Consider the following 22,157-nt stretch of genomic DNA (forward strand, 5'->3'; position numbering starts at 1 on the left):
AAAGTTAGAAACTATTTTAGTTTGTTATTATTTAGCTTGTTTTTCATGCAGACAAAAAACATTCAACTAAACAAGCTAAACATAATTTTAACTATTTGATAACTTAAAGAATAAAATCGCTATATGTCACTTTTTTATTTAATTAAACTGAATACAGAAAATGCTTTTATACCCACCATAAAAGATATAATTACCCAAAATTAAAGTATATTGAATAAAAACAAATGGATACAGAAAAAACCAATTAAGTTAATAATGAAAACTGAATTTAATACCGGAACTGACTGTATTGAAAGCAAGCGGCTGATATTGCCATAAAGGGGTATCAATGAATAAATGGTAAGACAAGCCCTTTAACTGACCTTTCGCGCCTATTTTACAGCCTAACAGTAGGTTCTCTTTCCAAAATGTCGCTCGGTCATTCGCCGTTGTTCCTAAGCCTAATGACGAATACAACTGTACATGTGGCCAAGGAGTCTGCCACCGCAGCTCATTGTGAAATTTTAAGCTATGATCCCCCATTTCAAAATGTTTTACCCCCGTAAGAAAACCACTCACACCGCCATTTCCTATGAATGTATCACGTTCTAATAAAGCATCTAGATTGGAACGACTTAACTGCACATCAAGTTGGCTTAGATAATAAAACGGCTGTATTTCTCTCAAGTTAGACAGTGAAAACTGAAAGATTTGTGCTTTATCCAAACCTGTCGTTTTTTGTGCATTAGCACCAAACCAATCTACCCCTTGTTTGTATTTTAAAGAAACAAGCGTATTCCCCTTTAAAAAATCAACCTGATGTGAGAATTCAGCAATAGCATAGCTCGCCAGACGTTTTTGCGTCTGTAAACGTAAGTCGGATAAAAAAGTATCACTTTTTTGAACTTGGCTACCAATACCGAATGAAGTCACCGCGTTTTCAGTGCGATTCAGTATGCGCTCAATTTGTAGCAATAAACCCCAGCTACGCTGTTGAAAAGGTAAATTAACATCATAATTTGTTATTACTACTTGGTTTTTATGGTACTCAGCAGATACAGAAAATAGCCAATAGTGGTATGGGAGAGAATATAACAATGCCATTGATTTCATTTCGCTTCCGTTAAAAGCATTTAAGTGATGGTTAACCTCTGAATACAAAAAATCACTTCGTAGTAAAGGGTTTGCAAGCATCCATATATGGCTTATAACATTAGTCGTTTGCCCAGCAGCCCTGTGAGCTTCATAAGAAATCACCCCATTTAATGCACGGCGTTGCTGGCCAACAACGATAACTTGAGTAGCATTTTTATCAGCGTCATCAGGCACTAGATTTATATGAAATGGAAGTAAAGATACATTCTGTAAATTAGATAAGCCTTGTTCAATATGGCGGAGATTTAATAGATCCCCTGGCTTCAGTGGAAAAATAGATAATAAAGAGCGATCTTTGTTTTTTTCATTTTGGTAACTCACCGCAGAGATAGTCCCCTCAACGATTTTTATACGCAAAATACCAAACAAAAATGTTTGCTCAGGATAGTATAAATATGAGGTTAAATAACCTGCGCGGACAAGGTCAGCTGTAATATAATCGGCATACTCCAATAGCTTACGATCATCAACGCATTGCCCTTCAATTTGCTGCCTCCATGCATTAATACGTCTTGGCTCTACTTTAGTTAACCGCTGGGAATTTACCAAATGAACTTGATTAATAAGAATGCATTGCGCGGTATTAATAGGTTGAGTTATAGCGGAACTATAAGCGTGAGAAGTAACAAGAATATATAACCCTAACAATAAAAAACGAATGTGTTTTGGTACAACGTATTTTGCTTTCATTAACAGATCCTTGTCATGAAAAACTGTTTTATTAGCTAAAACCACCCTAATAGAGGGAGTTGCCAGCAAAAAATACGTAACCCATGAGATATTCTCAAACCGTATGCTTTTATCTATATCAGCAGAATCTAGGTGTTGGATGCAAGTAAAGTTATTCTTAAAAATGGAGAGGAAATGAGAAGTGCCATAAACGGAAAAACCCACCTCATTGAGGTGGGTTTTAAAATTTGGTCGGCGAGAGAGGATTCGAACCTCCGACCCACTGGTCCCAAACCAGTTGCGCTACCAAGCTGCGCTACTCGCCGAAAACGGTGTGAATAATACTGCCAAGAATGGGGGTCGTCAACCCATTTTTTATTAATTTGGCTCGAGTGCTGATAAAACCACCAAAATGGTAAGGTTTATAGGCAACTCACCTTATTTTACTAAAAAAATAAGCACTAAATTAATTTAGTGCTTATTTATCAAACAGATTAACTTTTATAAAAATAGCATCATAAAACCAGTTTATGGCCTAATTTTAAGTTATTGCAGTAAAGAAATATCTGCTACCTTTAAAAACAGCTCACGTAATTGGCTTAATAGCGTCAAACGGTTAACACGAACCGCTTGGTCTTGGTCCATTACCATCACATTTTCAAAGAATTCATCCACTACATCGCGTAAAGAAGCTAGCTCAGCTAATGCTTCTTGATAATTTCTTTGCGCAAACATTGGAGCAAGTTTTTCTTGTAGAACTACAACATGAGTTGCTAGTTTCACTTCTTCTGGTGTTTTCAGTACAGAAGCTAAGACAGTATCCGCTAATTTTTCTTCTGATTTACTCAGAATATTAGAAACACGCTTATTTGCCGCTGCAAGCGCTTGTGCTTCATCTAGCGTACGGAAGTGAGTCACAGCTTTCACTCGTGCATCGAAGTCAGCAGGTTGAGTTGGGTGACGAGCTAATACAGCTTGGATGGTATCAATGCTATAACCTAATTCTTGATACCAAGAACGGAATCGGCCAAGCATAAATTCGACCACATCATTAACAACGTCTTTATTCGTTAATTTATCGCCGTATAAACGAGCTGCTTCGGCGGTCATTTCAACGAGATCAAGCTGATAGCCTTTCTCAACGATAATGCGTAACACACCCAAAGCCGCGCGACGAAGAGCAAATGGGTCTTTATCGCCTTTAGGGTGCTGCCCAATACCAAAGATACCGGCAAGTGTATCCATTTTCTCAGCAATGGCTAATGCAGCAGAAACATCAGTAGAGGGAAGTGCATCACCGGCAAAACGTGGTTGGTATTGCTCTTTCAGAGCCAACGCGACGTCTTCTGATTCACCATCATGCCGAGCATAATGCATACCCATTACACCTTGAGTATCTGTGAATTCAAACACCATATTGGTCATTAAGTCGCATTTAGCGAGTAAGCCAGCACGAGTCGCATGATTAACGTCTGCACCAATTTTATTGGCAACCCAACCCGATAGTGCTTCTAAACGGTCTGTTTTATCACGCAAAGTACCTAATTGCTTTTGGAATAGCACCGTTTCTAAGCGCGGTAAGTTGTCTTCTAAACGTTGCTTACGGTCAGTTTTAAAGAAAAACTCCGCATCAGCTAAACGAGGGCGTACAACTTTTTCGTTACCTGAAATAATTTGTTGAGGATCAGAAGATTCAATATTCGCCACAAAGATAAAATTAGGCATTAATTTACCCGCATTATCATAGACGGGGAAATACTTCTGGTCACCTTTCATGGTATAAACCAATGCTTCAGATGGGACGTCTAAAAATTTCTCTTCAAACTTCGCCGTTAAAACAACTGGCCACTCAACCAATGAAGCAACTTCTTCAAGTAAACTATCAGTTAAATCAGCGTTACCACCTAAAGCTTGAGCCGCCTTTTCTGCATCCGCTTTGATTACGGCTTTACGCTCTTCGTAATCAGCCATCACTTTACCGCGTTCACGTAGGATAGCAGGATATTGCTCGGCGTTATCAATGGTGAATTCTGCTTCACCCATAAAACGGTGCCCACGAATTGTGCGCCCACTCTTAATACCTAAAATTTCACCCTCAATGACATCACTACCTAACAGCAATGTTACAGTGTGAACAGGGCGAACAAATTGGGTGTCTTTATCTGCCCAACGCATTAATTTAGGAATAGGTAGTTTAGCAAGTGAGCGGCTAACCATATCAACCAGTAGTTCATTCACGGCTTGCCCTTTAACTTGGGCACGATAAAGTAACCACTCGCCTTTATCGGTTGTTAAACGCTCAGCTTGGTCAACGGTGATACCACAGCCTCGAGCCCAACCTTCTGCGGCTTTAGTTGGTTGGCCATCAGGGCCAAAAGCCTGAGAAATAGCAGGACCACGTTTTTCAACCTCACGGTCAGGTTGGGAAGATGCTAAATCAGCAACTTTTAGTGCCAAACGACGGGGTGCAGCAAACCACGTTACCGCGCCATGCGCAATATTCGCGCTATCAAGTTCGCTGGTAAAATTTGCAGCAAATGATTCAGCTAATGAACGAAGAGCCTTCGGCGGTAACTCTTCGGTGCCGATTTCCACAAGGAAAGTCTGTTGAGTCATGACAGCCTCTTAATTCTTATGACACATAGGGAATCCAAGCGCTTCGCGTGAAGCATAATAAGCTTCAGCAACCCCTTTCGTCAGGGTGCGGATACGTAAAATATAGCGTTGGCGTTCAGTAACAGAAATAGCTTTACGCGCATCAAGTAAGTTAAAAGTATGAGCAGCTTTCAAGATACGTTCATAAGCCGGCAGTGGAAGTGGAGTTTCCAAAGCGAGCAGATGTTGAGCTTCTTTTTCATATTCTTCAAAGCATTTGAAAAGAAAATCAACATTTGCATATTCGAAGTTGTAAGTTGATTGTTCAACTTCATTTTGATGGTAAATGTCACCATAAGTGGTTTTGCCCAGCGGACCATCACACCATACAAGATCATATACGCTATCAACACCTTGGATGTACATCGCCAAGCGTTCCAAGCCATAAGTGATTTCGCCAGTCACAGGTTTACACTCAAGCCCACCCACTTGCTGGAAATAGGTAAATTGGGTCACTTCCATACCATTTAACCATACTTCCCAACCTAAACCCCAAGCCCCTAAAGTTGGGTTTTCCCAATTATCTTCAACAAAGCGAATGTCATGAACAGTTGGGTCAACACCCAGCTCTTTTAAAGAACCGAGGTATAATTCTTGGATGTTATCTGGTGATGGTTTAATAATCACCTGAAATTGATAATAATGCTGCAAACGGTTTGGGTTTTCACCATAGCGGCCATCTGTTGGCCGGCGAGATGGCTGAACATAAGCCGCCGCAATAGGCTCAGGGCCTAATGCTCGCAAACATGTCATTGGGTGGGAGGTTCCTGCGCCGACTTCCATGTCCAGTGGTTGAACAATGGTACAGCCTTGGCGCGCCCAGTAATCCTGCAATGTCAGGATAAGACCTTGAAAGGTTTTGGTATCAAACTTTTGCATGTTAGATCCGCACGCGATACGTTAAATTAATGAAAGTACGTCAGTATACCCTTTGACCGCAAGATATACAGCATTGAATATGTCTGTATTTATTCTAAAAATAAAAAAAAATACTTTCACCCCTTTTAAGCTGGTTATTTATACAGTATAAATATCTCATTTTTAAAAAAGATTAATATGATTGTAAAAAGGATGAAAAATGAATACAGCATCAACACGTTGCCATTGGGTTAATAAAGACCCTGAATATATTGCTTATCATGATCATGAATGGGGCAAACCAACCCATGATAACCAAGCCCTGTTCGAAATGATCTGCCTTGAAGGGCAACAAGCAGGTCTTTCTTGGTACACTATTTTGAAAAAACGCCAAGGTTATCGGGAATTATTCTATCAATTTGATCCTAAAAAAATCGCCTTGATGAACGACAGTGATATAGAACGCCTTATGCAAGAGCCCCGTATTATCCGTAATAGGTTAAAAATTAAAGCGATAATTGCCAACGCAAAAGCCTATTTAGCAATGAAAGAAAGCGGAGAGGACTTTTCCACTTTTCTTTGGCAATTTGTTAATGGCCAACCTATTGTCAATGGCTGGGAAAACTCGTCCCAAGTCCCCGCCGAAACAGAACTTTCTATGCTGCTTTCTAAAGCGCTCAAAAAACGTGGGTTTAAGTTTGTCGGTTCAATTACTTGTTATGCCTTTATGCAAGCCACTGGCATGATAAATGACCATTTAATACATTGTTGCCAGTTTAAATAAATTAGTGTTTATGGATGATACTTAGCGTATAAAAAGAAAAAGAAACTATCAAACCATTAACATCGCAGAGCTTTCATCTATTAATTTACTCATTACCAGATATTTAAATTACAAATATATGCAAATGAGCGGTTGAACTCTAAGGTTCAGCAGAGTATGTTTTAAATCCTATTAACAATTTATATAGACATATGTGAATAAATGCGATGATATTCTCTAAATTTGGTAATAAATTTGCTCAAAATTCAGGTATTTCATTATTAATGAAAGACTTGAATGAAGGCATAAGAACCCCCGGCTCCATAATGTTAGGGGGAGGGAACCCAGCTCATATCCCTGAAATGGACAAGTATTTCCAAGATCTGTTAACTGAAATGTGTGCTAATGGCCAATTGACGGACACTTTATGTAACTATGATGGTCCTCAAGGCAAAGATGCCATGTTGAAAGCGCTTGCTGCAACACTAAAAGCAAAACTAGGTTGGAATATTAGTGCGAAGAATATCGCTCTATCAAATGGTAGCCAAAGTGCGTTTTTCTACCTATTTAACTTGCTAGCTGGTCGCTTTGAAGATGGTATCACCCGTAAAGTTCTATTTCCTTTAGCGCCTGAATATGTGGGTTATGCGGATTCTGGGCTCGACGATGATTTATTTGTCGCCAACAAACCGCAAATTGAATTTCTACCTAATGGTCAATTTAAATACCGTGTGGATTTCAATACACTAGAAGTCACTGATGATATTGGTGTTATTTGTGTTTCTCGTCCAACAAACCCAACTGGTAATGTAATTACCGATGAAGAAGTTGAACACTTAGATCAATTAGCTAAACAAAATAACATTCCACTATTAATAGATAATGCTTATGGTGTTCCTTTTCCAGGTATTATATTCAGTGAAGCCACACCATTTTGGAATGAAAATGTCATTCTGTGTATGAGCTTATCTAAACTTGGTTTACCGGGGACTCGTTGCGGTATTATCATCGCGAATGAAGAAATCATAGAAGCCGTCAGTAACATGAATGGCATTATTAGCTTAGCTCCCGGTGGGATTGGGCCTGCCCTAGCTTTAGAGATGCTGAAAAAACACGACCTTATATCGCTGTCCCAAAATGTCATAGGGCCTTTTTACAAACAACGTGTAGAAGAGGCAATTGACATCATTCGCCGTTATATCCCTGAAGATAAGTGCTTAATACATAAGCCTGAAGGGGCTATTTTCCTGTGGCTATGGTTTAAAGATTTACCTATTAATTGTTTAGAATTATACCAACGCTTGAAAAAACGGGGGGTCTTAATGGTTCCCGGCCACTACTTTTTTCCTGGTATCGAGCAAGATTGGCCACATGCACACCAATGTATGCGTATGAACTATGTTCCTGAACCCGCAAAAATTGAACAAGGCATTAAAATACTGGCTGAAGAATTAGAAAAAGCTTATCAAGAAGTCACTTCTTAAATTGAAGTAAAAAAAAGCCCTTTCAATGATAGAAAGGGCTAAAATTAGCGAGAACTCCGTAATTGAAATCAAATTTATTTTTCAATACGAATATCATTCAAAACTATTAAAACAGGTTTTAGACTTGGTGATTGCTTGAACAACGGTACTTTTTATCTCTATATATCGTGATACTAACTATTATTTTTATGTACCTTATCAATCACAGCCCTTCTAACTCACCCTATCAAATTGAAAAATATATATTTATTTTATAAAAAAACGCTAAACCGCCCAAAATAAGATTGCAAGTAATTGAGGAGAAATAATCCTTAAAAACATCGCCAATGGATATACTGTCGCATAAGATAATGCAGGGGCACCACTCGTCGGGTGAATACCATTCGCAAATGCCAGTGCCGGAGGGTCAGTCATCGAACCCGCTAATACTCCACAAAGGCTTAAATAATTCATTTTGCCAAAAATTCGGGCAACGACCCCCGTAATAAATAAAGGCACAAACGTAATCAACAAACCATAGCCAATCCACGTTAACCCATCACCTTTAATTAAGGTATCAATAAACCCACCACCAGAATTTAGCCCCACCACAGCTAAAAACATCACAATACCGAGCTCCCTTAAAGCAAGGTTAGCGCTCGGTGGCATAAACCAATATAAGCGGCCAATAGTCCCTATCCGGCCTAAAATTAATGCGACAACCAGCGGCCCACCAGCTAAACCTAATTTAAGTGCGGCAGGAAAACCTGGTACAAAAACGGGAATAGACCCCAATACAACCCCAAGCCCAATACCAAGAAAGACTGGAAGCATTTGTACTTGTTGAAGCTTTTGTTTCGCATTACCTAATAAAGCAGTTACCGCTTCAATAGATTCGGGCCGTCCAACAATATTTAGAATATCGCCAAACTGTAAAACTGAATTATTATTTGCCACCAAATCAATACCTGTACGATTTAGGCGTGTAACCACAACATCATATTTTTGTTTTAAATTTAGCTCTTTAAGCCGTTTACTTAGTACAGCATCATTGGTCACTACCACTCTGACAGAATGTAAAGTTGAATTTGATGTCGATAACGAGGCATCGACTTCTTCACCCAAAATTAAACGAACTTTGTTTAAATCTTCTTTCTGACCAACAACATGAAGTAAATCACCTAAGTGAATCTCTGTTGTTGGTTGAGGGACAACAAGCATATCGCCACGCTTTAACCTTGAACAAACAATGGCTTCACTACCAAGCAATGGAACATCTTGCATCATCAAACCATCAAGATTCGCGTTACGAATAGCAATGTTCATTGTTTGTAGGGCATCGCGCTGTTGAAAATTAGAGCTATTGAATGCAGACGCTTCTTTATCCACTGAAATTCGAAAGATAATTCGTACAAGCCACATCACCAATAAAATACCGCAAATCCCCATAGGATATGCCATGGCATACCCCATTCCCATTTGGTCAACAAGATTTGGGTCTGAGCCTAAATCTGTTAAAATTTGCTGCCCTGCCCCCAGAGATGGAGTATTGGTTACTGCGCCTGAGAAAATACCTAATATGATTGGCAAAGGAATATTAGCGACTTTATAAATAATTGCGGTTACAACAGCCCCTAATACAACGACCATCAATGCAAAGCCATTAAGCTTCAAGCCCGAAACTCGAAGCGAAGAGAAAAAACCGGGTCCAACTTGAATACCTATCGTGTATACAAAAAGTATTAAGCCAAACTCCTGAATAAAATGCAGCATGTCTTTATTGAGTTGTAAACCATAACTTTGAGCAAAGTGCCCAACGATGATCCCTCCAAAAAGGACACCTCCGATACCTAACCCAACATTACGGATTTTCCAATTACCAATCCATAATCCAAGCGCGGCAGCCAACGCCAACAAACTTACAGTAAGAGCTAATTCACTCATAGACCGCATCCTTTTGACGATAAGTAACCCATTACCTCAACCTAAATAGGCGAGAAAACATACTACTGAATCGATTATGCCAAATAGCACAGCAGTAATATGTGCCATAGAGCACAGTTCAGGATGAATTAAAATGGCTATTTATTTGAGTTTTCAATCTGATAACAAATATAGAATAGTAAACCTTTATTCTTTAACGTTATTCACAGTCTATATAGATACACAAAGAATAAACAACCTCAGCTAATACTTAAAAATAATGCATTAACATAAAAAATATATCTTGTTAAATTCGATAATAATATCGCTCTGTCATTGTGAATTTTTTGTTTTTAGTTATTATAACTACAAGTTAGAACTAACAAACCAATTTAGGTTAACTAGCATATGTCGAGTTTAATTTCAGCACGGTTACTTACCCTTATAATACCGGTTATTTTAAGTGGTTGTTCAAGTATTATGACTCATGCCGGCCCTTCAGAAGGCTATTATCCGGGTTCTAAAAATAGTATTAAAATGATTAAAGATGATGAGACAGGTTGGGTTGTTAGGCCGCTACTTGCTATTGACCTTCCATTTTCTTTCATAATGGATACTCTTTTAATTCCATTAGACTATTCTAGGTCGAATAACGACTCAAAAGAAGATTCCCCCAAAAAGCGCTTGGAAGAATTAGATAAAAAAACAATAAATTAATGAATTTATTTAATGTTACCTGTTTTTTAATGGTAATGACTTAATTTAAATAATTATATACCCACTAGTTTTATGGGATTTTTGTAAACTTAAAGGCAACTAACAACCTATTTTTTATAATAGTTTTGATTAGAATTATCTTTTTATTGGGTCAAAGTAATTAAACTATAGATGCTTATTTATATAGCCTAAATTAAATGTTATCTTCCTACTTTGACGAGAAATAACAACAGAATAAAATAAAGCAAATTATGAATAAAAAAGTTAACTAGAACATTTTTATTCATAATAATAGTGAATACCTTATTAAAATTTAACAAGATAACCCTGTTTCTACGATATAAATTTGCCTGAAACCATCTAGGTCACGCATAAAAGCAATCAGTTTATTGTTAGGAGAAAAAACAACAGCATCTGCTACTGGAGGTTGCTGGGTTCTCTCTGTTAATCTTTCTATAGCCCCAGATGCAACATGACAACGAACTACACTGTTATCCCAGATAAAAGCGATATACTCACCAGTGCTATCCCAATTAAATGCTGATTGAATTGGAGATAAGCTATGAGTAATTTGTAATATCCCCCCTGTAAGTGTATCTACTAAATATAACTGAGCATTACCGTGGTCGTCTGCCATCAAACAGGCGATTGATTGACCATTCGGTGAGGCTCTAAGCCAATGCCTTGGCTGCTTTGCTAGCCCTGGGAACTTTCTGTGATGTGTAAAGGTTAAACGCCTTTGAGACACCCCTTTTGGTGGAAAGGGCATCCGTGACTCCGTGCCTTGAATGGGGAACTCCCCTGCTATTGTGTATTTTTCAGGCTTTGCTGGGAGATCAACAAGATAAACCTCTGGCACAATGTCCCCATTTATAGAATGGGTATCACCAATAAATGCTAATGCCCTTTCTTGCCACTCCCCATTGCTTTTTTGATACCCTCTAACCCCGACCCACCCCTCTTCATATGCTCGGCTAATTTGATCGCTATTTGGCGCAGGCTCTAATGTGGTTTGCGTTACTACGCAACAGAAATAATCCCCATTATATTCCCTACAATGCTGTTTCACAGCGACCTCAACAGGCCCAGCTGGAACGGCTACAGCTACATTCCGTTGGTCTAATTTTGCATCTAATTCATGCATTACATGGTCGTTATAGGTAAAACTCAGCCATTTTCCATCAGGGCTAAAAACATGTACATGAGTGCCTCCCCTTAACGCCCCCACTAAATAAGGAGGTGTAATACACATGGCATCAATAGGATAGGCAACATTTAGCTGTTCATCATGAACGTATACTCCTCGACGATGATGAAAGTCATACTGCCAATGCTCATCTGGATATTCAGGGCCGTGTATAAAGGCATATTTGGCCGGTGAATTTGGGCTGACAGTAACAACACCGACATGAGCCCCGTGACTCGCACGATAAATCTCAACCAGTTGTAACGTATTTACATGAATTTTTTCTATCGATAAACCAGTAAAAGAACTCCCGCTTGGACGGACATCATAAGCTAACCATTCGCTATCAGGCGTCCATACATTAATATTAGTCAGCTGATGACATCTATTATCATAGGTTAAACGTGTTTCTTTATAAGGTAATTTGCTATTCAATCTGTTATCCTTTGGCATCATTAACTATCACTATCGGATTACTTTAACTAATCTACCCTATTGAGTACTAGAAAATCTCAGTCGAGAAGTTATTAAAGTAATAATACCCTTTAGTAATAACCTTAGCATCGAATAAAACCATCATGTTATTAAGTGTACTTTATATCATTGGTATCACCGCCGAAGCCATGACTGGGGCGCTTGCTGCTGGTCGGAGAAAAATGGACGTCTTTGGCGTCATCATTATTGCATCTGCCACTGCGATTGGCGGTGGCTCCGTCCGTGATATTTTACTTGGTCACTACCCTCTTGGTTGGGTCGAACACCCAGAGTATATTCTGACTGTTGCTGGAGCCGCTATTGTAACAATTTGGATAGCTCCGATGATGAAACACTTAAGACGGTTATTTTTAATTTTGGATGCTATCGGGCTTATTGTTTTTTCTATACTTGGCGCTCAAATTGCGTTAGATATGAATTACAGCCCAATCATTGCAGCAATCGCCGCAGTGATTACTGGTGTTTTTGGTGGCGTTTTAAGAGACATGTTGTGTAATACCATACCTTTAGTGTTCCAAAAAGAAGTCTATGCGGGTGTCTCTTTTGCCGCTGCTTGGATTTACATCGGTTTGGTGCATACCCCACTCCCCAAAGATATTGTCGTTATCATTACCCTTGTTGTTGGCTTAAGTGCTAGGTTAATAGCAATTCGCTATCGCCTTGGGCTGCCCATTTTTAATTATGAAAGCCAAGATTAAATACCTCTATAACCAAACTTCTCGCCCCAAAGTGAACTGAACGACGGGGCTCTGCCATATGTTGAATAACAACTTTTAAGCGATTACTTACTCCCCATTAACAACACTAAATTAAGGGGAGTTTACTTGTCTACCCGCCAACACTTGTAGAATCAATTTGACTTCAGGCTCTGCTAACCATTTGCTAAGTTTTTTCTTTTGATTGGCGGTTAATTTCATTTTGTTAATCACAGATTGGTTATCCAACATTTTCAAATCAGTAATTCGCCCTATATATTCTTTTGGTAAAGGGATCGCTAGCCCCCTTAACCATGCAGAAAGTGGTTGGACACTGGCCAATCTTAATTGCTCAATTAATAACTGATTTCTTTTATTTTTAGGTAAACTATTTTGCCATGACTCTGATAGCCATGTTGTTAGCTGAGTGAGGTTATTATGAGTTACCCACTGCTGCCATGTGGCTTCACTGATCCCTTTCATATTTAATTGCTTACCTAACCAAACGAGCCTCGCAACAAACTGTTGCAGGCAAGACCTCGTATAAGTAAAACAAGTTAATGAGTGGAATTGTATAAAATTGGTGGTATCAGGATAAAGTCGTTCTTCTCGCCGCCAAACAACTTCTTCAATTTTCGGTGTCCCCAACCCTGAAAGGGAGACAAGGACTTTATCTCCGACTAACAAATCACGTTTTTTCCATGAAGACAGCGACCCTAGACTTACCCTAGAAATTTTTTTTGAATCAATCGTCACTGGGCTAATGACTGCGACAACACTGACCCGCCCTGTTCGACCTACTTTGAACTGTAATTCGACGATACCTGACAACGTGCTACGAAACGGGTATTTCCACGCTATCGCCCAACTATTTTGCTTAGCCTGCCAAGCTTGTGCGCTTGGGGCAGGGAAACTTTTTAATACTATGCCGTCGGTTACGAAAGGTAATTTACTTTGATAGTAATATTCACGTAATTGCTTAACGTCAGCTTTACTTTCAATCTTATGGCTATATTGCTCTGCAAGTGGGAAGCCGATTTTAGAAAGTAATGACAGCTGTGTTTTGGGGTCAGTATTTCCCGATGGCCACGCCCAAATGAAAATGCCAATATTATTTTCATTGGATGTTGGTAAATTTTTTCGCATTAACCACCCAGCGACTTTATTTCTCGCATTCACTCCCCCATATTCTGCTTGAATATGTTCATGCATTTGCCAAAAAAGCTCACCCTGGAGGATTAATGTCCCCTGATGTTTAATTTTTTTAGGTACTGTAGGGATAAAATCCGCTTTTGCTCGCCACTCTATGCCTTCAAGGTTATTACCTCTACTTATCATTGAAATAAGTTGCCCATTTTCATAAACCAAGCTGACTGCTACACCATCGATTTTTGGTTGAAGCCAAATATCCTTGCGTGTATTTATCCAGTTATAGACTTCTCGTTCATTAAGTTTTTTTAACCCTGTATGGGGGATTGGGTGTTTAGCCAATAACACTTTTTCAGGAAGAGGGACAGGGGGAAGTTTTTCTGAAAGCTGGCGACACCGCTGCATAGAGCGCCATAGGTTGAGTAATTGGTCATAGGCTTCATCACTAATTGGGCTACTACCTGATAACTGATAAGCCTGATCCCACTTCTGTAATTGTCCCCCTAACCTATTACTCTCTTGAGCTATTAAGGTGAGGTTTTTTGCTTCGCACAGTTGGTCAACTGAATGATTACTCGCCGCCTGCACCACATTTACACCAACCACTAACCCAACAATTAATTTGCTTAGCCTATAAACTAAAACCAATATATACCTACAGATAATAGAGAACATAAACATTCCTTGTCGTTATCCACCGATGACGGTGCCTTCATTTAGCTCTTTTCTACCCCCTTAAGCATGAAGCTATTTTTTGTAGCACTCATATCAAAATGCCGTTATTTACAAAAGTCTTCGCAAAAAAAATGTGATTTTCATAAGTAAAAGACTAATTTCTGGAACCGGCTCACAACTTGATCGCAAATTAAATATTTTTATCTAAAATTCATGGTTTATTGTTATCGCTGCATGTTAGCGCAAGTATGTGTATACTATGTCGGGTTTATCACCATCTTTTATGTTTAATCCTCGACTATTCAAGAAATCATCATGATACAAGGCACGTTATATATTGTTTCTGCGCCTAGCGGTGCGGGTAAATCAAGTCTCATTCAGGCTTTATTAAAAACACAACCATTGTATGACACTCAAGTTTCTGTTTCTCATACAACACGAGCAGCACGTCCTGGGGAAGTTCATGGCGAACACTATTTCTTTGTATCTGAAGCTGATTTTTTAGGTATGGTCGAAAAAGGTGAGTTCTTAGAACATGCTTGTGTTTTTGGTAATTATTATGGAACGTCTAAACCTATCATCGAAGATGTCCTAAATAGCGGTGTCGATGTTTTTTTAGATATTGATTGGCAGGGAGCGCAACAAATTAGGGCAAAAATGCCTGAAGCGCGTAGTATTTTTATTCTCCCTCCATCAAAAGATGAGTTATATCGCAGGTTACGAGGCCGTGGGCAAGACAGCGATGAAGTGATTGAAAAACGGATGTCGCAAGCAGTAGGTGAAATTGAACATTTCAACGAGTATGATTACCTTATCGTTAATGATGATTTCAACACGGCATTAAGTGATTTACAATCTATCATCCGAACTGAACGTTTGAAATTAGAGCGCCAAGTTCAAAGACATGGTGCTTTAATCAGCAAATTACTAGCAGACTGAGAATAGTTTCAGTATCATATCAGGTCATTTTTTTATTTCTTTGGAGTAGCACACTTATGGCACGCGTAACTGTTCAAGACGCAGTAGAGAAAATTGGTAACCGTTTTGACCTCGTATTGGTCGCAGCACGTAGAGCTCGTCAGTTACAAACGGGCGGAAAAGACCCTTTAGTTCCTGAAGAAAACGATAAATATACTGTTATCGCGTTACGTGAAGTAGAAGAAGGCTTAATCAACGGTCACATTTTAGATGTGCGTGAGCGCCAAGAGCAGCAAGAGCAAGAGGCGGCTGAAATGCAGGCAGTTTCTGCAATCGCTGAAGGTCGTCGCTAATCACTAAGGTGGGTCTGCCTTGTATCTGTTTGAAAGCCTTAATTTAGTCATTCAAAAGTATCTCCCTAAAGAACAAGTTGAATTACTAAGAAAAGCCTATGTTGTCGCGCGGGATGCCCATGAAGGACAGACCCGCTCGAGTGGTGAGCCTTATATAACTCACCCAGTTGCTGTTGCTTGTATTCTTGCTGAAATGCGGCTGGATCATGAAACACTTATGGCAGCGCTACTTCATGATGTGATTGAAGATACTCCAGCGACATTCCAAGATATAGAAGAGCTGTTTGGTACCACGGTGGCCGGTTTGGTCGAAGGGGTATCCAAACTAGACAAGCTTAACTTTCGCGACAAAAAAGAAGCTCAAGCAGAAAACTTCCGCAAAATGATCATGGCGATGGTAAAAGACATCCGGGTCATTTTGATCAAACTGGCAGACCGCACTCACAATATGCGCACCTTAGGGTCTTTAAGGCCTGATAAACGCCGTCGCATTGCTCGTGAAACCCTTGAAATCTATAGCCCTTTAGCTCATAGATTGGGTATACATCATATAAAAACAGAGCTCGAAGAACTCGGTTTTGAAGCGTTATATCCTAACCGTTACCGCGTAATCAAAGAAGTTGTAAAAGCGGCTAGAGGTAACCGTAAAGAGATGATCCAAAAAATCCTCTCTGAAATTGACGGCCGCCTAACCGAAGCTGGTGTACCTTGCCGAGTCAGTGGGCGGGAAAAGCACCTTTATTCCATCTATCGTAAAATGCACCAAAAAGAGCAGCGTTTCCATTCCATCATGGATATCTATGCTTTCAGGGTTATTGTCAAAGATGTGGATACTTGCTACCGCGTGTTAGGCCAAATGCATAGTCTATATAAGCCACGTCCGGGGCGTATAAAGGACTATATTGCTATTCCTAAAGCTAACGGCTATCAATCGCTACATACCTCTCTAATTGGGCCTCACGGGGTACCTGTTGAAGTACAAATTCGTACTGAAGATATGGACCAAATGGCTGAAATGGGGGTTGCTGCACACTGGGCTTATAAAGAACAAGGTGAACAAGGCACTACAGCGCAAGTTAGAGCACAGCGCTGGATGCAAAGTTTGCTTGAATTACAACAAAGTGCGGGCAGTTCATTTGAGTTTATTGAAAGCGTTAAATCAGACTTATTCCCTGATGAAATTTACGTTTTTACACCGGAAGGGCGAATTGTTGAATTACCGACCGGAGCAACGCCTGTTGACTTTGCGTATGCCGTGCATACTGATATTGGCCATGCCTGCGTAGGCGCCCGTGTTGACCGCCAGCCTTATCCGCTATCACAGTCACTCACTAGTGGTCAAACTGTCGAAATCATTACTGCTCCTGGTGCGCGGCCAAATGCAGCTTGGCTTAATTTTGTCGTGAGTTCGAAGGCTCGCGCCAAAATACGCCAATTATTAAAGAATTTAAAACGTGAAGATTCTATCAACTTAGGTCGCCGTTTACTGAATCACGCTTTAGGAGCCGGAAATAAATTAGCGGATATCCCCCAAGGGAACATCGATGCTGAACTGGCACGCATGAAACTAAACTCAATTGATGACCTACTGGCAGAAATCGGGTTGGGGAATGCAATGAGCGTAGTCGTTGCCCGTAATTTACAAAATAACGCTCAAACGACACCGGAAGAACAACCTGTCGTAGAAAGTCGCAACAAATTATCAATCAAAGGGGCTGATGGCGTTTTAATTACTTTCGCCAAATGTTGCCGCCCTATTCCCGGCGACCCAATTGTCGCACATATCAGTCCCGGTAAAGGTTTGGTTATCCACCATGAATCTTGTCGCAATATACGCGGTTATCAAAAAGAACCCGATAAATTTATGCCGGTCGACTGGGATAACGACACTAATACCGATTTCATCGCTGAAATTAAAGTGGATATGATCAACCACCAAGGTGCTCTTGCAAACTTAACTGCCGCAATCAATGATGCAAACTCTAGTATTCAAAGTATGAATACTGAAGAAAAAGATGGTCGCGTGTATTGTGCCTTTATCCGCCTAACAACTAAAAACCGTGTTCAATTGGCGAATGTCATGCGTAAAATTCGTATCATGCCAGATGTCCTACGTGTTAGCCGAAACCGTAATTAACTACTATGAATGAACGCCGCTATCGCCGCATTTGCCAAATGATGGCGATGCGGCAACCCGACCTAACTCTCTGTCTTGAAGAAATTCACAAACCTCACAATGTTTCCGCTATTGTACGTAGCGCTGACGCCGTAGGGGTCCATCAAATTCATGCTATTTGGCCCGACCAACAGATGAGGCTCTCTGTCTCCTCAGCCGCGGGAAGCAATAGTTGGGTAAAAATCATTTCGCATCAATCAACTGAAGATGCGATTACCCAAATAAAATCACAAAATATGCAAGTTCTAGCAACCAACTTATCTGAGCATGCGGTTGATTTTCGCGAGATTGATTATACCCGTCCAACTTGTATTATGATGGGGCAAGAGAAAAAAGGAATTTCACAACAAGCTCTCACATTAGCGGATAGCCATATCATCATTCCAATGGCAGGCATGGTGCAATCTCTAAACGTTTCAGTTGCTTGTGCATTAATCCTATATGAAGCACAAAGGCAACGGCAGCAAGCGGGCATGTATGAACGCGAATACAGCCTACTATCGCCACATGAACAACAAGAATGGCTATTTGAAGGTGGCTACCCTGTACTGGCAGAGGTTGCTAAACGTAAAGGCCTTCCTCGTCCATTTATTAATGATCAGGGGCAGATTGAAGCTGATGACGAATGGTGGGTACAAATGCAGTTAACTGAAAAAATGAAAAGACGGCAATTTGGTTAAGGAAAAGGACATAATATGAATAATGGGCTACTTGATACCATTTCTCTGACCTCATTGCATGGAATTGGTGCAAGCCAGTCAGAAAAGATGCGTAAAATCGGTTTGAACACCGTTCAAGACCTGCTCCTCCATTTTCCTCTTCGCTACGAAGACCATACCCGCCTTTACCAAATCAAAGATCTTTTACCTGGAACTACAGCAACTATTACTGGCGAGGTGTTACAAACAAAAGTTGTCTTTGGACGACGAAGGATGATGACTTGCCTGATTACAGATGGAACCGGCAACCTCACCTTACGTTTCTTCAATTTTTCTGCGGCGATGAAAAACAACTTAGCCGAAGGGCGTCGGGTTACAGCTTATGGTGAAGTACGTCGAGGAAATACAGGCCCAGAAATTATTCACCCTGAATATAAAGTTTCTCAAGATGCCGATAATGTTACTTTACAAGAAAATTTAACACCGGTTTACCCCACAACAGAAGGGGTACGCCAAGCCACATTACGCAAAGTCATCGATCAAGCTCTTGCTCTGCTTAGTAATGGGAAAATTAAAGAACTACTTCCTGAAGAACTTAGCCGGGGGATGATTAGCTTACCAGATGCAATACGCCTGTTGCACACCCCTCCACCAAACGTCGCGTTGAGTGAACTGGAAAAAGGTCATCACCCAGCCCAAAAACGTTTAGTGCTTGAAGAGCTACTCGCTCACCACCTAAGTATGTTAGCGATCCGTGCAGGTAATGAGCGTCTATATGCAGAGCCATTAATCAATAATGGTAAGCTAAAAACACAACTCTTAGCCCAACTTCCTTTTTCACCCACCAAGGCTCAAAATCGAGTTGTCAGTGAAATCGAAGCAGACCTTGCTAAAAACGCGCCTATGATGCGCTTAATTCAAGGTGATGTCGGGTCAGGGAAAACCCTTGTCGCGGCCTTAGCGGCTCTCTGTGCTATCGAGAATGGCAAACAAGTTGCCTTAATGGCACCTACCGAAATTTTAGCGGAGCAACATGCTAATACATTTAAGCAATGGTTCGAACCTTTAGGTATCAAAGTTGGCTGGCTCGCTGGGAAGCAAAAAGGTAAAGCACGCCAACAGCAACAAGAAGCGATAGCCAATGGTGAAGTGGCAATGGTTGTTGGGACGCATGCTATTTTCCAAGAACAAGTCAGCTTTAAAGCTTTAGGGCTGGTAATTATTGATGAACAACACCGCTTTGGGGTTCATCAGCGGCTCGCTCTGCGTGAAAAAGGCGAAAAACAAGGCTTCCACCCCCATCAATTAATTATGACCGCAACGCCCATTCCACGCACGCTAGCAATGACCGCCTATGCAGACTTAGATACATCAATTATTGATGAACTTCCACCGGGTCGAACACCTGTAACTACGGTTGCAATACCGGATACACGGCGTAATGATATTATCGAACGAGTTCGCCAAGCTTGTATCGAAGAAGGCCGCCAAGCCTATTGGGTATGCACTTTAATTGAAGATTCGGAATTATTAGAAGCTCAGGCCGCTCAGGTAACAAGTGAAGAATTAGCCCTAGCATTGCCTGAATTGAAAGTGGGTTTGGTACACGGTCGTATGAAACCCGCAGAAAAACAAAGCATCATGGCTGCTTTTAAAAATAATGAAATTCAGCTACTTGTTGCGACCACGGTTATTGAGGTCGGTGTAGACGTGCCTAATGCCAGTTTAATGATAATCGACAACCCTGAACGTTTAGGCCTCGCACAACTGCATCAATTAAGAGGGCGTGTAGGGCGAGGGGCTATCGCCTCCCACTGTGTATTACTCTATAAAACACCGTTAACTCACACCGCAAAGCAAAGGTTGCAAGTCTTACGAGACAGCAATGATGGTTTTGTGATCGCCCAAAAAGACCTTGAAATTCGCGGGCCTGGGGAGCTATTAGGGGCGAAGCAAACGGGTAATGCCGATTTTAAAGTCGCTGATTTATTACGCGACCAATATATGTTGCCAGAAGTGCAACGCATTGCTCGTCATATTCAGCAACACTACCCTGAAAACGCGCAGCAAATTATTGATCGCTGGTTACCAGAGCGGGAACAATATAGCCACGCTTAATTATTACATAGCAACCTATCATTATTGTTTATTCATATCTTAAAACGAAAATTGCCGTGAAAAATTTCACGGCAATACCTGCTTTACTTATTATTATTTAATCTATGTTATCCAGCAATCGTTGGAAATATCGGTAGCAATAGATACAGTTTAATCACGATTGCATTAACGATATCAATAAAGAATGCTCCAACCATTGGCACTACTAAGAATGCTAGGTGAGATGGGCCTAGCCTATCTGTTACCGCCTGCATATTTGCAATTGCAGTCGGTGTTGCACCAAGACCGAAGCCACAATGACCCGCAGCTAAAATAGCAGCATCATAATTTTTGCCCATCACTCGGAAGGTGACAAAAATCGCATACCCTGCCATAACACAAGCTTGAACAGCCAAAATAACTATCATCGGAATTGCCAATGATGCTAATTCCCATAATTTTAAGCTCATTAATGCCATTGCTAGGAATAATGAAAGGCTGACGTTCCCCATGACGGAAACCGCGCGATCAAATACACGGTAAAAACCCAGCAATGATAAGCTATTACTTAAAATCACACCGACAAACAGCACACACACAAATTTCGGTAACGCGAACACTGTGTCCGCTAATAAACCTGCAATATAGCTTCCCACCAGCAAACAGATAGCAATTAATGCAATAGTTTCAATTAAAACCATTGAAGTGATCATTCGCCCTGATTGCGGTTTTTCAAATGCGCTAGGAACGTCTTTATCATCGTCAGTATTTCCCGGCGTTGGGATATTTCGAGTTAAGAAGCGAGCAACAGGCCCACCGATTAACCCACCCAGAACCAAACCAAACGTTGCACAAGCCATAGCAACTTCTGTTGCACTCTGGAAACCGTAACTCTCGGTAAAAATTTTACCCCATGCCGCACCAGTACCATGACCACCGGATAAAGTTACAGAACCCGCTAACAGCCCCATTAATGGGTCTAGGCCAAGTAACTCAGCAAGAGCAATACCCACCGTGTTTTGAACAAGCAGTAACCCTACAACAACAAAAATGAAAATAAACAATGCCTTACCACCTGCCTTCAAACTCGCTAAGTTAGCATTTAGGCCGATTGTGGCAAAAAATGCCAGCATCATTGGTTCTTGCAGTGATAAGTCAAAAGAAAGGCTCCAGTCAAATAATTGCTTCAGCAATAAAAGACTAAAAGCGACTAACAACCCGCCCGCAACGGGCTCTGGGATAGTGTATTTTTCAAGAAAGGGAACTGATTTTACCAGTTTACGCCCAAGCAATAATACTAAGGTAGCAGCTACTAGCGTACCGTAGACATCGAGATGATACATTTACGTACCTCGTCTGTTGTTAAAATTATTAAAAACCAATAAGACGTTAATATCTTCCTTAAAACGCCAAAAGCAGGTTATAGGATTAGAAAAAAAAACTGTTATAAATACAAGTTAAAAGATATAAAAATGTGACAGCGTTATTTAACTATCGTATAAAACTTTTTCTGCGCAAACGATTGCTTTTTAATTTCGCCGCATTACAATGCGTTTTTTGGTGGGGGAAATG

At 40.5% G+C, this 22,157-nt stretch carries 16 protein-coding genes and 1 tRNA gene; 9 read left to right on the forward strand and 8 right to left on the reverse strand.

Annotation, left to right across the window (positions count from 1 at the left end; all coding sequences use genetic code 11):
- Positions 1 to 249 precede the first annotated feature (249 nt).
- The 4 genes from ACIPUA_RS02325 to glyQ all read right to left on the reverse strand — a co-directional run bounded on the left by ACIPUA_RS02325 (position 250) and on the right by glyQ (position 5,337).
- Entirely contained in the window at positions 250 to 1,824 is a 1,575-nt protein-coding gene (locus ACIPUA_RS02325; protein WP_210790057.1) for a ShlB/FhaC/HecB family hemolysin secretion/activation protein, read from the reverse strand.
- A gap of 228 nt (positions 1,825 to 2,052) precedes the next feature.
- Positions 2,053 to 2,129 (reverse strand) — tRNA-Pro (locus ACIPUA_RS02330).
- A gap of 220 nt (positions 2,130 to 2,349) precedes the next feature.
- Positions 2,350 to 4,419: a glycine--tRNA ligase subunit beta gene (gene glyS, locus ACIPUA_RS02335; RefSeq protein WP_048605440.1), complete on the reverse strand. Its 2,070-nt coding sequence runs from the start codon at positions 4,417 to 4,419 to the stop codon at positions 2,350 to 2,352.
- Positions 4,420 to 4,428: 9 nt separating this feature from the next.
- On the reverse strand, positions 4,429 to 5,337 hold the full coding sequence (glyQ, locus tag ACIPUA_RS02340) for a glycine--tRNA ligase subunit alpha (protein WP_004262647.1): 909 nt from the start codon (positions 5,335 to 5,337) through the stop codon (positions 4,429 to 4,431).
- A 199-nt stretch (positions 5,338 to 5,536) separates the two neighbouring features.
- Between glyQ and ACIPUA_RS02345 the strand changes: the two genes are divergently transcribed.
- Positions 5,537 to 6,100 carry a DNA-3-methyladenine glycosylase I gene (locus ACIPUA_RS02345; protein WP_042847664.1) on the forward strand — a complete coding sequence of 188 codons (564 nt, stop codon included), beginning with the start codon at positions 5,537 to 5,539 and terminating at the stop codon, positions 6,098 to 6,100.
- A 206-nt stretch (positions 6,101 to 6,306) separates the two neighbouring features.
- Entirely contained in the window at positions 6,307 to 7,563 is a 1,257-nt protein-coding gene (locus ACIPUA_RS02350; protein ID WP_449059237.1) for a valine--pyruvate transaminase, read from the forward strand.
- A gap of 264 nt (positions 7,564 to 7,827) precedes the next feature.
- Here ACIPUA_RS02350 and ACIPUA_RS02355 read toward each other — a convergent pair whose 3' ends face one another.
- Positions 7,828 to 9,486 carry a putative transporter gene (locus ACIPUA_RS02355; RefSeq protein ID WP_042847668.1) on the reverse strand — a complete coding sequence of 553 codons (1,659 nt, stop codon included), beginning with the start codon at positions 9,484 to 9,486 and terminating at the stop codon, positions 7,828 to 7,830.
- Positions 9,487 to 9,873: 387 nt separating this feature from the next.
- Here ACIPUA_RS02355 and ACIPUA_RS02360 point away from each other — a divergent pair, with 387 nt between their 5' ends.
- On the forward strand, positions 9,874 to 10,182 hold the full coding sequence (locus ACIPUA_RS02360; protein WP_042847670.1) for a YceK/YidQ family lipoprotein: 309 nt from the start codon (positions 9,874 to 9,876) through the stop codon (positions 10,180 to 10,182).
- 313 nt (positions 10,183 to 10,495) lie between these two features.
- On the opposite strand, the gene ACIPUA_RS02365 is transcribed toward ACIPUA_RS02360, so the two are convergent.
- On the reverse strand, positions 10,496 to 11,824 hold the full coding sequence (locus tag ACIPUA_RS02365; protein ID WP_048605442.1) for a DUF3748 domain-containing protein: 1,329 nt from the start codon (positions 11,822 to 11,824) through the stop codon (positions 10,496 to 10,498).
- Positions 11,825 to 11,946: 122 nt separating this feature from the next.
- On the opposite strand from ACIPUA_RS02365, the gene ACIPUA_RS02370 reads away from it, so the two are divergent.
- Complete coding sequence (locus ACIPUA_RS02370; protein WP_042847674.1) at positions 11,947 to 12,561, forward strand: trimeric intracellular cation channel family protein; 615 nt, start codon at positions 11,947 to 11,949, stop codon at positions 12,559 to 12,561.
- Between the two features lie 111 nt (positions 12,562 to 12,672).
- On the opposite strand, the gene ligB is transcribed toward ACIPUA_RS02370, so the two are convergent.
- Positions 12,673 to 14,382 carry an NAD-dependent DNA ligase LigB gene (gene ligB, locus ACIPUA_RS02375; protein WP_181469003.1) on the reverse strand — a complete coding sequence of 570 codons (1,710 nt, stop codon included), beginning with the start codon at positions 14,380 to 14,382 and terminating at the stop codon, positions 12,673 to 12,675.
- Positions 14,383 to 14,697: 315 nt separating this feature from the next.
- Between ligB and gmk the strand changes: the two genes are divergently transcribed.
- The 5 genes from gmk to recG are packed head-to-tail and all read left to right on the forward strand — an operon-like array spanning position 14,698 to position 20,606.
- Entirely contained in the window at positions 14,698 to 15,321 is a 624-nt protein-coding gene (gene gmk, locus ACIPUA_RS02380) for a guanylate kinase (RefSeq protein ID WP_042847679.1), read from the forward strand.
- A 56-nt stretch (positions 15,322 to 15,377) separates the two neighbouring features.
- Positions 15,378 to 15,653, forward strand: coding sequence for a DNA-directed RNA polymerase subunit omega (gene rpoZ / locus ACIPUA_RS02385; protein WP_004262665.1), 276 nt, complete (start codon positions 15,378 to 15,380; stop codon positions 15,651 to 15,653).
- 19 nt (positions 15,654 to 15,672) lie between these two features.
- A complete protein-coding gene (spoT, locus tag ACIPUA_RS02390) occupies positions 15,673 to 17,790 on the forward strand; it encodes a bifunctional GTP diphosphokinase/guanosine-3',5'-bis pyrophosphate 3'-pyrophosphohydrolase (protein WP_042847681.1) in 2,118 nt (705 codons plus the stop codon).
- 5 nt (positions 17,791 to 17,795) lie between these two features.
- Positions 17,796 to 18,509, forward strand: a complete 714-nt coding sequence (gene trmH, locus ACIPUA_RS02395) for a tRNA (guanosine(18)-2'-O)-methyltransferase TrmH (protein WP_042847682.1) — start codon at positions 17,796 to 17,798, stop codon at positions 18,507 to 18,509.
- A 15-nt stretch (positions 18,510 to 18,524) separates the two neighbouring features.
- Positions 18,525 to 20,606, forward strand: coding sequence for an ATP-dependent DNA helicase RecG (gene recG, locus ACIPUA_RS02400; protein ID WP_042847683.1), 2,082 nt, complete (start codon positions 18,525 to 18,527; stop codon positions 20,604 to 20,606).
- 107 nt (positions 20,607 to 20,713) lie between these two features.
- Here recG and gltS read toward each other — a convergent pair whose 3' ends face one another.
- Complete coding sequence (gene gltS / locus ACIPUA_RS02405; protein WP_042847684.1) at positions 20,714 to 21,928, reverse strand: sodium/glutamate symporter; 1,215 nt, start codon at positions 21,926 to 21,928, stop codon at positions 20,714 to 20,716.
- Positions 21,929 to 22,157 lie beyond the last annotated feature (229 nt).

The organism is Providencia sp. AGC89, assembly GCF_053543535.1.

Excerpts from the sequence above, each read along its gene's own strand:
- ACIPUA_RS02325 (WP_210790057.1), bottom strand. The coding sequence starts at position 1,824 with ATGAAAGCAAAATACGTTGTACCAAAACACATTCGTTTTTTATTGTTA.
- glyS (WP_048605440.1), bottom strand. The coding sequence starts at position 4,419 with ATGACTCAACAGACTTTCCTTGTGGAAATCGGCACCGAAGAGTTACCG.
- glyQ (WP_004262647.1), bottom strand. The coding sequence starts at position 5,337 with ATGCAAAAGTTTGATACCAAAACCTTTCAAGGTCTTATCCTGACATTG.
- ACIPUA_RS02345 (WP_042847664.1), top strand. The coding sequence starts at position 5,537 with ATGAATACAGCATCAACACGTTGCCATTGGGTTAATAAAGACCCTGAA.
- ACIPUA_RS02350 (WP_449059237.1), top strand. The coding sequence starts at position 6,307 with ATGATATTCTCTAAATTTGGTAATAAATTTGCTCAAAATTCAGGTATT.
- ACIPUA_RS02355 (WP_042847668.1), bottom strand. The coding sequence starts at position 9,486 with ATGAGTGAATTAGCTCTTACTGTAAGTTTGTTGGCGTTGGCTGCCGCG.
- ACIPUA_RS02360 (WP_042847670.1), top strand. The coding sequence starts at position 9,874 with ATGTCGAGTTTAATTTCAGCACGGTTACTTACCCTTATAATACCGGTT.
- ACIPUA_RS02365 (WP_048605442.1), bottom strand. The coding sequence starts at position 11,824 with ATGATGCCAAAGGATAACAGATTGAATAGCAAATTACCTTATAAAGAA.
- ACIPUA_RS02370 (WP_042847674.1), top strand. The coding sequence starts at position 11,947 with ATGTTATTAAGTGTACTTTATATCATTGGTATCACCGCCGAAGCCATG.
- ligB (WP_181469003.1), bottom strand. The coding sequence starts at position 14,382 with ATGTTCTCTATTATCTGTAGGTATATATTGGTTTTAGTTTATAGGCTA.
- gmk (WP_042847679.1), top strand. The coding sequence starts at position 14,698 with ATGATACAAGGCACGTTATATATTGTTTCTGCGCCTAGCGGTGCGGGT.
- rpoZ (WP_004262665.1), top strand. The coding sequence starts at position 15,378 with ATGGCACGCGTAACTGTTCAAGACGCAGTAGAGAAAATTGGTAACCGT.
- trmH (WP_042847682.1), top strand. The coding sequence starts at position 17,796 with ATGAATGAACGCCGCTATCGCCGCATTTGCCAAATGATGGCGATGCGG.
- recG (WP_042847683.1), top strand. The coding sequence starts at position 18,525 with ATGAATAATGGGCTACTTGATACCATTTCTCTGACCTCATTGCATGGA.
- gltS (WP_042847684.1), bottom strand. The coding sequence starts at position 21,928 with ATGTATCATCTCGATGTCTACGGTACGCTAGTAGCTGCTACCTTAGTA.